General features: G+C 64.4%; 12 protein-coding genes and 1 pseudogene. 5 read left to right on the forward strand and 8 right to left on the reverse strand.

What is annotated here, in order from left to right:
* Position 1: 1 nt before the first annotated feature.
* The 4 genes and pseudogenes from P1K88_RS17430 to P1K88_RS17445 all read right to left on the reverse strand — a co-directional run bounded on the left by P1K88_RS17430 (position 2) and on the right by P1K88_RS17445 (position 4,980).
* Entirely contained in the window at positions 2-724 is a 723-nt protein-coding gene (locus P1K88_RS17430; RefSeq protein WP_276411547.1) for a cyclase family protein, read from the reverse strand.
* A 123-nt stretch (positions 725-847) separates the two neighbouring features.
* A complete protein-coding gene (locus P1K88_RS17435; protein WP_276411549.1) occupies positions 848-1,753 on the reverse strand; it encodes an ABC transporter permease in 906 nt (301 codons plus the stop codon).
* Positions 1,754-1,857: 104 nt separating this feature from the next.
* Positions 1,858-3,447, reverse strand: coding sequence for a sugar ABC transporter ATP-binding protein (locus P1K88_RS17440; RefSeq protein ID WP_276411550.1), 1,590 nt, complete (start codon positions 3,445-3,447; stop codon positions 1,858-1,860).
* An 81-nt stretch (positions 3,448-3,528) separates the two neighbouring features.
* A pseudogene (locus P1K88_RS17445) lies at positions 3,529-4,980 on the reverse strand (sugar ABC transporter substrate-binding protein).
* A 622-nt stretch (positions 4,981-5,602) separates the two neighbouring features.
* Here P1K88_RS17445 and P1K88_RS17450 point away from each other — a divergent pair.
* The 3 genes from P1K88_RS17450 to P1K88_RS17460 all read left to right on the forward strand — a co-directional run bounded on the left by P1K88_RS17450 (position 5,603) and on the right by P1K88_RS17460 (position 7,741).
* Positions 5,603-6,823: an acetamidase/formamidase family protein gene (locus P1K88_RS17450; RefSeq protein ID WP_276411551.1), complete on the forward strand. Its 1,221-nt coding sequence runs from the start codon at positions 5,603-5,605 to the stop codon at positions 6,821-6,823.
* An 84-nt stretch (positions 6,824-6,907) separates the two neighbouring features.
* Positions 6,908-7,033: a hypothetical protein gene (locus tag P1K88_RS17455; RefSeq protein WP_276411552.1), complete on the forward strand. Its 126-nt coding sequence runs from the start codon at positions 6,908-6,910 to the stop codon at positions 7,031-7,033.
* Positions 7,034-7,126: 93 nt separating this feature from the next.
* Entirely contained in the window at positions 7,127-7,741 is a 615-nt protein-coding gene (locus P1K88_RS17460; RefSeq protein WP_276411554.1) for a class I SAM-dependent methyltransferase, read from the forward strand.
* Between the two features lie 9 nt (positions 7,742-7,750).
* Here P1K88_RS17460 and P1K88_RS17465 read toward each other — a convergent pair whose 3' ends face one another.
* Both P1K88_RS17465 and P1K88_RS17470 read right to left on the reverse strand, forming a co-directional pair.
* Positions 7,751-8,122 (reverse strand): CBS domain-containing protein, encoded by a 372-nt coding sequence (locus P1K88_RS17465; RefSeq protein WP_276411555.1) that lies wholly within the window; start codon positions 8,120-8,122, stop codon positions 7,751-7,753.
* 47 nt (positions 8,123-8,169) lie between these two features.
* Positions 8,170-8,427, reverse strand: a complete 258-nt coding sequence (locus tag P1K88_RS17470) for a hypothetical protein (RefSeq protein ID WP_276411556.1) — start codon at positions 8,425-8,427, stop codon at positions 8,170-8,172.
* Between the two features lie 133 nt (positions 8,428-8,560).
* On the opposite strand from P1K88_RS17470, the gene arcS reads away from it, so the two are divergent.
* Entirely contained in the window at positions 8,561-10,348 is a 1,788-nt protein-coding gene (gene arcS / locus P1K88_RS17475) for an archaeosine synthase subunit alpha (RefSeq protein WP_276411558.1), read from the forward strand.
* A gap of 7 nt (positions 10,349-10,355) precedes the next feature.
* Here arcS and P1K88_RS17480 read toward each other — a convergent pair whose 3' ends face one another.
* Both P1K88_RS17480 and P1K88_RS17485 read right to left on the reverse strand, forming a co-directional pair.
* Positions 10,356-12,203: an STT3 domain-containing protein gene (locus tag P1K88_RS17480; protein WP_276411560.1), complete on the reverse strand. Its 1,848-nt coding sequence runs from the start codon at positions 12,201-12,203 to the stop codon at positions 10,356-10,358.
* A complete protein-coding gene (locus P1K88_RS17485) occupies positions 12,170-12,694 on the reverse strand; it encodes a hypothetical protein (RefSeq protein WP_276411562.1) in 525 nt (174 codons plus the stop codon). Before P1K88_RS17485 ends, P1K88_RS17480 begins: the two co-directional genes overlap by 34 nt.
* A 141-nt stretch (positions 12,695-12,835) precedes the next feature.
* Here P1K88_RS17485 and P1K88_RS17490 point away from each other — a divergent pair, with 141 nt between their 5' ends.
* Positions 12,836-13,219 (forward strand): VanZ family protein, encoded by a 384-nt coding sequence (locus tag P1K88_RS17490; RefSeq protein ID WP_276411564.1) that lies wholly within the window; start codon positions 12,836-12,838, stop codon positions 13,217-13,219.
* Positions 13,220-13,291 lie beyond the last annotated feature (72 nt).

The following is a 13,291-nucleotide window of genomic DNA, read 5'->3' on the forward strand; positions in this document are numbered from 1 at the left end:
CTCAGTCGACGAGGGCGACAGCTCGGATGGGCGACCCCGATCCCTCCTCGATCTTGAGTGGGAAGGTAAACAGGAGCGATTCCGGCGGCAACTTCTCGAGGTTGGTGAGGTTCTCGATGATGTACGTTTCGTTCCCAAGCAATTCGTAATGGGCGGGGAACTCCTCGGCTCCAGCGGCGTCGATGGCGGCTGTGTCGCAGCCGACGAGCCTCACATCGCTCTCCGTGAGGTAGGCGGCAGCGTCCGCAGCGAGTCCCGGCCAGTCGCTGAGAAATTCGTTCGCATCGTCGTCTGCAGACCAGTACCGATCCCAGCCGAACTGGAAGAGGACACGATCGCCAGGCTCGATGGGTACGTGCTCCGCTTCCCACTCTTCGATGTGCTCGCGGGAGACCGTCTCGCCGGGACCCACGTCAGTCACGTCAATGGTCACAGCCCGTCCCACGAGGCGATGTATCGGGACCGACGCGATGTCGTAATGCGCCGCTCCGTCGGAGATGAAGTGGAGGGGGGCATCGACGTGTGTCCCGGTGTGTTCCCCCATCGAGATCCGGTAGTGACACGCTGGATCCCCCCGGTCGTAGGACTGGTAGAGCGTATGGCCATACCGAGCGTGGCTCGGGACCGACGGGATGCCCTCCTCGAGGGAGTGGGTCAGGTCGACCCACTCGAGCTGGGCGAACAGCTGGACCGCCTCCGAGACAGTGGATTCGCTGTCACTCATGCGTAACTCCTCGTCTCCGGGTCGCTCGTCCGTGCTCGTGACACGTATCGAGAACGTACATTGTGGCTGATAGTATACCGTGCTCCAATTAAATCTAAGGGAAACCGACTTGTTTGTCCGTAGTCACTTGACGATGTCTATCTTGTCTCGATCCATCGACATCGCGACGGCGAAGATGACGACGAATCCGAGGATGATCTCCTGGATGAACGACTGGATGCTCAGCAGGTTCATCCCGTTGGTCAGCACGCCGATGACGAAGACACCGAGAATGGTTCGGTGGGGCCCGCCAACGCCACCGGTCAGTGCAGTGCCACCCATCACGATGGCTGCGATGCTCTGGAGGAGGAGGCCCTCACCCATGCCCGGCGTCGCCGAGGAGATCCGTGCAGTCAAGAGGACGCCGGCCAGCCCACAGAGGGTCCCGGAGACCACGAACGCACCGATCTTGTACCGATCGACGTTGACCCCCGAGAAGTCCGCGACCCGCTCGTTCTCACCCAGTGCGTACGTGTAGCGCCCGAAGGTGGTCTTCCAGGCGAGGAGCGAAACGAGTATGTAGAAGATGATACCCCAGACGACGAGGTTCGGGACCTGCGGGATCGTGTTGCCGATCGCGATCTGTCTGATCCCGGGTGAGTTGAAGGGGATCGAGTACCCGCCAGTCATCAGGAGGGCCGTGCCGCTGAAGACGGACAACGAACCGAGGGTCACGAGGAACGAGGGAATCTTTGCTTTCGCGAACACCACGCCGTTCAGCAGGCCGACGCCCGTCCCCGCAAGTACCCCCAGGAGGAGAGCGAGTAAACCGAGATTGAAGTCGTTGATCAGCATCGCTGTAATGACGCCGCTCAGAGAGACGATAGACGCCACGGACAGATCGATACTCTGTTGCAGGATGGGAAAGGTTCCGGCGAGCGCCACGAACAACAGGATGATGCTGTTCATCATCACGTTCCCGACCAGATTCTCGTAGGTCAGAAACACGTTCGAGGTGGCGGTGAAGATACCCATCAGTATCAACAGCATCAAGAACGGTCCCAGATCCACGAGGATGTCCGTAACCGAGCGGTTGTTCCGATACTCACTAAGCCAATCGAATACTGGGTTTCCACGTGTTTCTCCTGACATTGTTAGATCATCTTCTTGATTATCTCCGATTCGGTTGGTTTGTCGCCGCGCGGTGCATCGATTACGTCGACGAGTTCGCCCTCGTGCATCACGCCGATCCGGTTGCTCATCCCGATCAGTTCGGGGGCGTCGGCGATGAATATCATCCCGACGCCGTCCGTGGCGAGCTGCCTGAGGATCTGGTAGACCTCCTCTTTGGCACCGACGTCGATACCGCGAGTCACGTTATCCATGACGAGGACAGACACCTCCCGCTGGAGGTTCTTCCCGAGCACGACTTTCTGCTGATTCCCACCGCTAAGCTGGATGAGTGGGGACTCGATGCCTGGCGTCTTGACGTTCAGTCGGTCGACGACCTCCTCGGCCATCTCGTCTTCCTTGTCGAAGTCGATGAGCCAGGGCACCGACCCGAGCCCCGGGACGTTGTCTGCGACGAGGTCGGTACCGAGACTCGGGAGCGAGACGTTCACGCGCAGGGGCTGGTAGAGGAGTGTCCCTTCAGACTGGCGTTCCTTGGGGACGTAACCGATCCCCTTCTCGACCATCCTGTGGACCGACCCCGGTTCGACCGATTCCCCTTCGATGGAGATCTCGCCTTCGTCCGGCGTGTCGACGCCGCTCAAGACACGGCCGAGGGCGCTCTTCCCGCTACCCATGACGCCACAGATGCCGAATATCTCACCTGCACGGACGTCGAAGGATACCGAATCGAAGTGGTTCTCTTTGCTCAGGTCCGACACCGAGAGGCAGACCTCGTTGTCCTCGACGCTGCGCTGGTCGGAGACCTGATAGTACTCTTCGGAGACTTCTCTGCCGACCATACTCTGCTGGAGTTTGTCCTCGGTGGCATCCTCCCGGGAAAGATGGTCGACGACTTGGCCATCGCGGAGAACGTAGATGCGGTCGCTGATCTCGAGAACCTCGTCGAGTTCGTGTGAAACGAAGACGAACGAGGCCCGATCACGCAGGTCGTCGATACGGTCGAACAGAAGATCGCGTCCGTCTTCCTCGAGGCCCGCAGTCGGCTCGTCGAGCAGTATGATCGGGTGGTCGGTGTGGACCGTCTCGGTGAACGCTTTCGCGATGCTCAGCATCTGCCGGTCGCTGAACGAGTAAGACGAGACGCGTTTCTCGAGGTCGAGGTCGATTCCGAGCGTGTCGAGAACGTCCTCACCCTCACGTTTGAGCGTGTCTACGTCCAGGACTCCCGCCGTAGAGTAGTCCGGAAACTGCTCTAAGAACAAGTTCTCGTATCCCGAGAGATTTGGAATGACGTTGTGTTCTTGATGGACGATGGCGATGCCGTGGTGAGAGGCCTCGCGGGGGGTCGTGATCGTGACTTCGTCGCCATCGACGAAGATACGCCCCCGGTCCTGTTGGTAGATGCCACTGAGGATGTTCAGGAGGGTGCTCTTTCCCGCACCGTTTTCGCCAACAAGCCCGACGACTTCGCCAGTCTGGAGTTCGAAGTTGACGTCGTCGAGGGCGACGACGTTCGTAAACTCCTTGCGGACGTTCTCGACCCTGAATCTGACGGTCGAATCAGAGTCACCCACGGCCTCGTCTTCTGTAGAATCTGTCTCTACACTCATCGTGAGGGGCGTTGTAATCTGCGTTCGGATGTCGATAATGTGGTGTGCATACTAATTTGAAACAGATCGAAATGGCGGCAGTCAGAGATACGGGTTCATGCCGTTCTCGTTGCGCGTCCTGTAGTCTTCCTCGACCTGATCGAACAGCTGCGTGTCGTCGTACGCGTCCGGGATATCGAGGTTGTTCGGCCTGTTATCCTCGGTCCATTTGAGCTGCTCCCATTCGGATTTTCGGATCGGCACGAGTTCGTGTTGGGGGTCCCAGTCGTCCCCGCTCTCGTGGACCGACATCGCCTTCCAATCGTAGGGCGAGTGACCGTCGCTGTACGCGACGTCCATGTACCGGTCCGGCGTGGCGAACCTCGTCTCGAGGTCGCTGAACTTCGACTGATCGAGCTCCGGGTTGAGGACCGTGAGGGTCCGAACCCACAGCATCCGTTCCGGTGTCTTGGGCCGCCACCCGTGGAGCCAGTCCCACGCCTTGGCGACGGCCCAGCCGCCTTGCCAGAACGGCGGCGCGGCTTGCTCTTGAACCTGGTACGGTTCCCCGGAGTCAGGACCGTTGTTGTTGAGATACTCGATGTTCGAGAGCGCGCCGTCGAATCCGGTGAACGGAATCGCCATGTCGTTCTCCGAGAGGATCGACGCCGCACCCAGGCCGAGGGTACCGTTGTTGCAGTAGACGCCGTCGATGTCGTCGCCGTAGTTCGAGACGAACGCCGACATGACCTGGCGTCCCTTCTTCCGTGTCCACCCACCGGAGTACTGGTGTGCCAGCACGTTGATGTCGGGATATTCCTCGGCCGCCTGCTTGAACCCCTCATAGCGGTACGATCCGATGTGACCCTTGGGCCCGAGGATGACGACGACGTTCCCCGACCCGCCCATCTCTTCGAAGAGGACCTTCGCGGGGATCGCGCCTGCGTGGTAGGTTTCGGGGATCTGGTACTGGACGAATTCCGGCCCGACAGACTCCGGAACCAGCCACTTACCCATCGACCAGTATTCGAAGAACGGCACTCCCTAGGCCACAGCAGTTTCGGCGAGCGATTTCACACCCGAGTCGCTCGGCGCAGTTGCCGCCACCATATCGGCACCGCTGGTGATCGCGCCTTCGATCTGAGAGATCTGTTTGCTCAGCTGACCGCCGTGGTCCTGGGCGCTTGCGGTCATCCCGAAGTCGTTCGCTGCCTCCTTCATCCCATTTCGGAAGGCCTTCCAGAGGTCGATCTTCAGGCTGTCCGGGGACATGAACGCCTTGTCGATCTCCCTGTCGTAGCCACTCTGTTCGGTCGTCTCGTCGCCGCCGCCGTCAGAACCGCCCGACCCGTCAGAACCGCCACCGCCGTCAGAGCTGCCCGACCCGTCAGAACCGCCGGAGCCACCGGAACCGCCATCGCTGCCTCCGCCGCATCCTGCCAGAGACCCCATCATCGACACGCCAACGACTCCCCCGACCTTCTTCAGATACGTGCGTCGTTTCCGTTTTCTGCCAAACGAGGTGGTATCATCCGACATGCGGTTGAGCATCATAATACATGAGTAAAAAAATTTCCGGTATTTCTCATATTCGAATATTAGTGTGCTGACCGCCCAGATCTCTCAGATACTGTTACTATCAAAAAATTTTGAAAGTGTTTGTCAACTTCATACACGCGCTATTGTGTGGTATTCAATGAAGCGGGAAAGATCAGGCCGTGGATTTTGTGGTGCTCTATATACATAACAGCCGCCAGAGCGGGAGTCGGGTGCAGGTCGATGTGGGTATCGTGTAGCACGAGCGGATTTCCAGGCCGATGATGGCACCGGCGATTCAGTCGAACGTTGGGGGCTGTCGCTGTCGAAAGTGCTGAATTACTCGATCGCTGTTGGGTTCCTCGATGTACTGGATATCAGATATGGCCGAAAAGCTGTCACCGATATAGAAACGAAAGACGATCCACAGGCCAGCTCTGTCGGATTCCTCCCACGGATGGATCCGTGGGCTTCCTCCTTGTACATCTGTGAGTACTGAAATCGCAGTAACTGTGCTGACCACCTTTATTTGAGTCGAATGACAAGAATATAGTGGTATGTCACAACAAGTCACGAACGAGCCGAGGTCGACGAGTACACGCTGGGCCTGGTCGGGCCAGAGCAGGAGTGGGCCGGAACGGTGGCCGACGGCGGGACCGTCAGGACACACACGCCGCCGGCCTGCTGGGGCCCGATGATCACACCGGACTTCCGCGGCGGCCACGAGGTCACGAAGCCCATCCGCGTCGACGGTGCTGAGGTCGGCGACGCCATCGCCATCCACATCAACAGCATCGAGATGACGAGCGTCGCGACCAGCACCGGGTCGATGAAAGAGCGGGAGGGGGCCTTCGGCAGCGACCCGTTCGTCGACCACAAGTGCCCTGAGTGTGGCGAACCCTGGCCCGAGAGCGTCGTCGAGGGCACCGGGGAAGACGCTATCCGGTGTGCCGAGTGTGGCGCGAACGCTTCGGCCTTCGGCTTCGAGTACGGCATCACGACGGTCTTCGACCACGAGAACGAGGTGGGCCTCACCGTCGACCAGGAGGCCGCCCACGAACTCGCCGAGAACGCCAGGGAGAACATGGCGCTGCCCGAGAACTGCCGGCAACACCCCATCCTGCTGTACGAGCCCTCGGAGATGCCGGGGACACTCGGGCACCTCCGCCCGTTCATCGGCAACATCGGGACGACGCCACCGATCGAGCTGCCGGACTCCCACAACGCCGGCGACTTCGGGCAGTTCCTCATCGGCGCCGACCACGAGTGGGGCCTCGAGGACGAGACGGCCCTCGCCCAGCGCACCGACGGCCATATGGACATCAACGCCGTCCGCGAGGGTGCGGTGCTGATCTGCCCGGTCAAGGTCGACGGCGGGGGCATCTACGTCGGCGACATGCACGCCAACCAGGGCGACGGGGAACTGGCGCTGCACACCACCGACGTCAGCGGCCACACCGAGTTCGACGTCGAGGTCGTCAAGGACCTCGACATCGACGGGCCAATCCTCCTCCCCAATCAGGCGGACCTCCCGCACATCGCCCAGCCGTACAGCGACGCCGACGTCGCGGCCGGCGAGGCGCTGGGCGAGCAGTACGGCGTCGACGTCGAGACCGACATGGGCCCCATCCAGGTCGTCGGCTCCGGCGCGACGGTCAACGACGCGACCGACAACGCCTTCGACCGCGCCGGGACGCTGCTGGACATGTCCGAGGGCGAGGTCCGGACCCGCTGTACGTTCACCGGCGGCGTCGAGATCGGACGCCTGCCCGGCGTCGTCCAGTTGAACATGCTCGCGCCGATGGATCGCCTCGAGGAACGCGGCCTGGCCCACCTAGTCCGTGACCAGTACGACCTCTGAACGGGGCCACCACGGGGGCGGTTTCGAGACATCAGTTCGTCCGCTGGCGAGGCGAACGACGGCCCCGGTGAGGCCGTCGGCGGCATGACGCCCGGCGGTGCGGAGGCGACGGCCGGCGCCGAGACAGCGACGAACGAGACCGCCCGCGCCGAGCCCGCGGCGAATGCGGCCGACAAGTACACTACCCTGCTGTCGCCCCCACGAGACTGACCTCGGCCCTCCACTCACCGAGTGACGCTGGCTTCTTCACGCCGCCACGGGTGAGCCAGCACCGACTTGTATCGCGCCGCCGTACCGCTGGGCATGAAGAAGTCCCTCGAGGAACACGCCGAGCGCTTCTCCGAACACGCCGCCGACTACGACGAGAGCCAGGACTCCCCCGAGTACCGCGCCTGTGCCGACCTCGTCGTGGCCCACGCCGACCCCCGTTCCGACGACGTGGTGCTGGATCTCGGCACCGGGACGGGCGCTATCGCGCTCGCCGTCGCCGGGGTCGCCGGCGAGGTCATCGGGCGTGACATCAGCAAGGGGATGCTCGAGAGAGCCCGCGAGAAAGCCGCCGACGCTGGCATCGAGAACGTCGCCTTCGGCGATGGGCGCTTCCGCGACCCGCAGGTCCCCGACGGCGTGGACGTCGATATCGTCACCTCGAACTTCGCGATGCACCACCTCGGCGACGACGAGAAGCGCGGGGCCATCGACGTCATCGCCGGCCTCGGACCCCGGAAAATCGTCCTCGGCGACGTGATGTTCTTCGGGCACCCGGACCCCGACGAGCCGTTCTACAGCCCCGAGGTCGACGACCCCGCGACCGTCGGCGTGCTCGCGGACGCCTTGACCGACGCCGGCTACGCCATCACGGCCGTCGAGATGGTCGCCGGGCAGGTCGGCGTGCTGGTGGCCGAACGGCCGGACTGACCGTCGTACTCAGTGCAGCTGCTTCGTGATGTCCGACGAGGAGACCATCCCGATGTAGTCGTCGTCGACGACCGGGAGGTGATTGATGCCGAAGTTGGTCATCATCGCCGCCGTCTCGCCCAGCGGGAGGTCCGGCGGGACGGTCTCTACGTGTTCGGTCATCAAATCCGAGACCAGCAGGTCGTCGGTGTCCATCCCCTCGGCGACGGCGTCCAGGACGTCCGTGCTCGTGATGATGGAGGGCGGCGCGGTCGTCACGAGCAGCGCGCTGATGTCCATGTCGCGCATCACAGCGGCCGCCTCGACGACTTTCGCGTCCGGCGAGATGGTCTCTAACGGCGTGGTCATGATGTCCTTTACCAGAGTACGTTCGTTACCCATGTGAGCAGTAGTCTCGGGCCGGGGATATTGCTTTTTCCACACCGCTGTCACTGCGATGCCGCCGGTTCGAGCCGGCTCCCGTCTCGCGGGCAGTAGTCGTGCTCCTCGACGGTCGACCGGAACCCACAGCGGGGACACTCGCGAACCGGCCGCGTCTCCTCGCGTCCCAGCCCCCTGAACAGGAACGGAACGAACGGTACGAGCAGGAAGACGAGCAGGGTGTCGAAGGACCACCACAGCGCCACCGTGACCGCGAGACTGCCCCCGAGGCCGACGAGTGCCGTCAGCGTCCGTGACCCGACCATGTGTACCCGTTCGGCTGCGACGGCGAAAAGCCCAGGCGTCCGTGTGCCAGGCAGAAGTCCGATAGCCACTCGACCATGCACGGGCAATCGCCGAAGAGCAAGATAGTTACTCGCCCGCGGCCGACGCTACCCCATGACCGACTACTTCGAGGTCCACGAGCGCGACGCCGCCGCGCGACTGGGCGAACTTCGCCTCGCCGAGTCCGTGACGACGCCGGCGCTGGTGGGCGACGTGGACGCGGACACGCCGGATGCCGTCCACACCCTGCTTCGCGACGGTGGGAGTCTCTGGGCCCAGGACAACCCAACGCCGGAGGGCGACGACAGCGCGGTGACGGTGCTCCCCTACCGCGGCCTGCCGGCCGGGACGCCCGACGAGGTGGCCGACGCCTTCGCCGGCGACTACCCCGACATCGAGTTCCCCAGCGCGGCGGTGGTGTCACCACAGACTGCGGGTCAGCACCCGGCCGACGTCACCGTTCTCTCGGGGGCCCCGGGCTACGTCGGCCACGGCGAAGCCTTCGTCGGCGCCGTCACGGCCGTCCGCGAGGCGACGCCCAGCGACACGGCGCTCTACCTGCCCGGCGTCGCCACCCCACGCAACGTCGCGACGCTGGTCTACGCCGGTGTGGACCTGGTGGACCCGGACCGAGCGGTCGTCCGCGGGACCGAGGGACGCTATCTCACCACCGACGAGGCGTACTTCCTCGAGGACCTCGAGGAACTCCCCTGTGCGTGTCCGGCCTGTCAGGTGCCCCGCGACGAGTTCGACCCCCAGGACTGCGTCGAACACAACGTCAACGCGCTGGCTGCGGAACTCCGACGCGTCCGGCGCCGCGTCCGCGACGGCCGCCTCCGCGACTACGTCGAGGGCCAGGCCCGCCAGGACAACTGGCTCACGGCGACTGTCCGCCTGCTCGACCAGCAGTACGGCTACGTCGAGCAGCGCACCCCGCTCATCCGCCGCGCACAGCTCTCGGCGGCCACCGAGGACGCCATCCGCCGGGTCGAGATCCAGCGCTTCGCCGAGCGCGTCACCGAGCGCTACGTCCCCCGGTTCGACGACCGACCGCTCGTGCTCGTCCCCTGTTCGGCGCGCAAGCCCTACAGCGACTCCCAGAGCCACGAGCAGTACCACGACGCCGTCCACTGGCGCGCGCACATGGTGTCGATGACCTCCCCCATCGGTGTCGTCCCGCAGGAGCTCGAACTCACCTACCCCGCACAGCACTACGACTCGGTGGTGACCGGCAACTGGAGCGCAAACGAGATCGAGTTCGTCAGCACCGTCCTGGAGCGGTATCTCGAAGACGCCGACTACCCCGAGATCATCGCGCACGTCCCCGGCGAGGGGTACCGCGACATCTGTGAGCGCGTCGAGGCGTCGCTGGGCCTCGAGTTCACCTACACCGTCGCCGACCACCCGACGACGGCCGACTCGCTGGGGAACCTCGCCGCCGAACTCGAGGGGTGGGACACATACCGGAAGTCCACCCGCGAGGCCAACACCGTCCGCGCCGTCGCGGACTACCAGTTCGGCGAGGGCGCTGGCGACGCGCTCTTCGACGACATCCAGACGGCGGGCCGCTATCCCCAGTTACGGGCCGACAGCCCAGACGGCGAGCAGCTGGCCGCGCTCGCCCAGCAGTACGGCGTCCTCTCGCTGACGGTCGCCGGCGCCCGCCGCTGGATCGAGAGCGACGTTCCCGCGAAGGTCGTCGACATCGAACCGTTCGTGCCCCACGGATCGGTCCTCGCGCCCGGCATCACCGACGCCAGCGACGACATCCGCGTCGGCGACGACGTGATCGTGCGGGGCGACGCCGCCTTCGGCGTCGGCCGCGCCCAGATGAGCGGGCCGGAGATGCGCGACTCGACGCGTGGTATCGCCGTCCAGATGCGCCACGTCGAGGAGCAGTAGTGAACGGCTATCCGACCGTCACGTTCTGGCCGTCGTAGACCGCTGCCTGCGAGACGTCGACCTCGCGGGTCTCGCCGTCCCGAATCGTGACGGTGTAGGTCCCGGGGTTCGCGACGGTCACCGCGAACGCACCCGTCGCGTTCGCCGTCGTCTGGCGCTCGTACTCGAACGACGTCCCGGAGACGCTGACGTCAGTTGTGAGCGTCACCGTGGTGTTCGCCGCGGCGGTCCCGCGAACGGTGGCCCCAGGGACCAGTGCGAACGCCTTGTGGCTCCCGCTCTCGCTGGCGTAGACGGGCTGGAAGTGTCCAAGGCCACTGACCTCGCCGTTTCGACTGCCCATGGCGTTGTGCATCCGGCCGTACATCGTCTCGGCCGGCAGGTCGGGCCCGTCGGTCGTGGCCACGTAGCCGACCCGGCCCGAATGACGGTCGTAGACGCCCGCTGGTGACTGGGAACTGAGAAACTGCGGGTAGTTGCTCCGAGCATAGGCGTAACTTTCCGCTTCGCCGTTCACGAAGTAGTTGTACATGCGGTTTTGCCCCCACCGGCTGAGGACGTAGTTCTGATTGTATTCGAGTTCGCGCTCGGCAGCGTTCGTCTCGATCGCACTCGCCGCCTCGTAGGTGCCGTCCTCGATGACCACCTGGCTCGTCTTGACCGGGACCTGCAACATGCCGAACCCGCCAAACAGCAGGAAGAGGACGACCAGCGCGCCGAGCGTCCGCGTCTCCGGGACGATTACGTCGACGACGTCTCGACCGCCGTCAGTCGAAAGCGGCCGTGCGAGGTCGATCCACGACGCCACCCACACGAACGCGACGCCGGTGAAAAGCGCCGCGAAGGTGGCCAGTTCGCCGACGAAGCGCACCTGAATGGTCGCGAGTCCGAACAAGAACCACGCGTAACTGCTGGCGACGAGCCACCCGAGCGACCCCTCACGTGCTTGCTGGACGCCCCAGCCCATCGCGGGGAGCGAGAGAACGAGCGTGAAGCCAAACAGGAGCAGGAAGCCGAAGGAATCGGCGTTGAAGAGGCCGTACGTCTCGGCGATGGCGTCCGAGCGAAAGAGCGTATCGAGACGACCCTGTACGGTCGCCCACTGTGCCGGGAGACCGAAACGGAGCACGAGGAACCCGACGATACCCAGGCCGACGTCGATTCCGGCCAGTTGTCTCGTGGTGCCGCCCATCTGACGGACGACCGCGGCGGTCAGCGAGACCGCCAGTATACCGACGGTCAACAGTGCCGGCGTCGATGCGACGAGTGTTGTCTGCCACCCAGCAATCGCGTGGACACCCCAGGCGAGGATGGCCCCGAGCGTCGTCCCTGCGAGGACCGGGGCGTTCGTGCGGAGCGACGAGCGGTCGGCCGCGACGTCGAGAATCGTCTTCCCGGTCAGAGCGATACCGACTGGCAGAATCAGTAGCGGCCCGGCCTCCCAGGCGAGGACCTGTCCGGCCAGACCGAGTCCGAGTCCACCGGCTGCGAACCAGCGTCCCGGTGTGCGTAGCGAGTCTCTGTCTACGTCGGCCGTTAGCAAGACCACGAGCGCCAGCGTCGTCAGGCCGAGCCACGGGTAGTCGAAGGCGTGATGGTCGGCGAACCCGAGGCTGGTGCGGAACGCGTGGCCGGGGATGAACGCCAGGAAGAGCACGGAGGCCAGGCCGACACGACGGTCGTTCGTCACCCGAAGCGCGAGGGCGTAGAGCAAGACGGCAGAGACGAGCGCCGAGAGCACCGGGTACCACGCGAGCACGTGTCCGATGGCCTCGGTGCTCCCGCCGAAGAGACTGGCGACCCACCAGAGGGTCGCGACCATCAGCGGTTCGCCCTGGACGAGGCCGCCGGGCATTGCGGAGAGCGCGCCGAAGTCGGCCGCGCTCCCGGCCGGGCGGCGACCTGTTCGACGTGATACCGGTAGAAGTACGGGTCGTTCCCCGAGAGGACGATGTCGCCGCCGCGGTATATCGAGCCGACGACGTAGGCACGGGCCACGGCGACGACGGCCAGCGCGGCCACCAGAAGGCCCACGGCTCGCGACTCGAATTCGAGGTCTGTGAGCGAGGGAAACGAGTCGGAGAGGGCTCGCGACCCGGAACCAGCTTCGGCGGCAGGTTCCCCGTTCAGGACCGCTCGGACTGCCTGCGGGTCGGCGACGCGGTACTGGCCGTGTACCTTCTCGACGACGCCCTCAGAGACGAGTTCGCCGAAGAGCCCCGAGTCGACGGGGACGTCGTCGAAGTCCCAGCCATCGGCCTCCTCGTCGACGACGAGGACCGCCTCCGCAGCGGATTGCAGCTCGGGGCGGTCTTCGAGGACCGCCGCCCCGGACTCGTCGTTCATGTATCGGTTCTTCGCTGTGGAGCGAATAAATCCATCGGGACGTGGAAGTGAGTGGGAACGTCGGCGTCGGGTCCGATGGCTGTCGACACGGCGCGCTCTGCGCACCGCTCCGTTTATTCGGCGCGACGGCCATCCCTCAGTATGGATCGGTCGGCAATTCGCCGGTGGATTCCGGCGGCCGGGTTCGCACTCCTCTTGCTCGTCACTTCGCTGGTGCCGATACCGGCGAATGGTGACACGGCAGTGCCGACGCTGCTGGGCGTCGGTCTGGACAAGTGGGTCCACGCGGTCAGTTACGGCGTTCTCACCGGGTTGCTGGCACGGGGACGACAGAGCCAGGACGTGGCCGGCGTCACCGCGGTCGTCCTCGTCGCCATCGGCTACGGGGCAGGTGTCGAGGTCCTGCAGGGCTTCGTCCCCTCCCGGGGAACCAGCGGCGCGGACGTCCTGGCGAACGCCGTCGGTGCGGTACTCGCGGGGGCCGCGGTGCTGGGGTCGCTCAAAGCGAAACTGAGCCCCCGGTAGCCCCTTTGTGTCGGCGAGGGTAGACGTAGTATGATCTCCCGGCGGCAGTTCCTCGCCATAACAGGTCTCGCG

Source organism: Haloarcula halobia (assembly GCF_029338255.1).
GTDB lineage: Archaea > Halobacteriota > Halobacteria > Halobacteriales > Haloarculaceae > Haloarcula > Haloarcula halobia.

Coding starts and splice junctions, on each gene's coding strand:
- P1K88_RS17430 (WP_276411547.1), bottom strand. CDS start 724: ATGAGTGACAGCGAATCCACTGTCTCGGAGGCGGTCCAGCTGTTCGCC.
- P1K88_RS17440 (WP_276411550.1), bottom strand. CDS start 3,447: ATGAGTGTAGAGACAGATTCTACAGAAGACGAGGCCGTGGGTGACTCT.
- P1K88_RS17490 (WP_276411564.1), top strand. CDS start 12,836: ATGGATCGGTCGGCAATTCGCCGGTGGATTCCGGCGGCCGGGTTCGCA.
- P1K88_RS17455 (WP_276411552.1), top strand. CDS start 6,908: ATGACGCCCGGCGGTGCGGAGGCGACGGCCGGCGCCGAGACAGCGACG.
- P1K88_RS17480 (WP_276411560.1), bottom strand. CDS start 12,203: ATGCCCGGCGGCCTCGTCCAGGGCGAACCGCTGATGGTCGCGACCCTC.
- arcS (WP_276411558.1), top strand. CDS start 8,561: ATGACCGACTACTTCGAGGTCCACGAGCGCGACGCCGCCGCGCGACTG.
- P1K88_RS17465 (WP_276411555.1), bottom strand. CDS start 8,122: ATGGGTAACGAACGTACTCTGGTAAAGGACATCATGACCACGCCGTTA.
- P1K88_RS17470 (WP_276411556.1), bottom strand. CDS start 8,427: ATGGTCGGGTCACGGACGCTGACGGCACTCGTCGGCCTCGGGGGCAGT.
- P1K88_RS17460 (WP_276411554.1), top strand. CDS start 7,127: ATGAAGAAGTCCCTCGAGGAACACGCCGAGCGCTTCTCCGAACACGCC.
- P1K88_RS17485 (WP_276411562.1), bottom strand. CDS start 12,694: ATGAACGACGAGTCCGGGGCGGCGGTCCTCGAAGACCGCCCCGAGCTG.
- P1K88_RS17435 (WP_276411549.1), bottom strand. CDS start 1,753: ATGCTGTTGATACTGATGGGTATCTTCACCGCCACCTCGAACGTGTTT.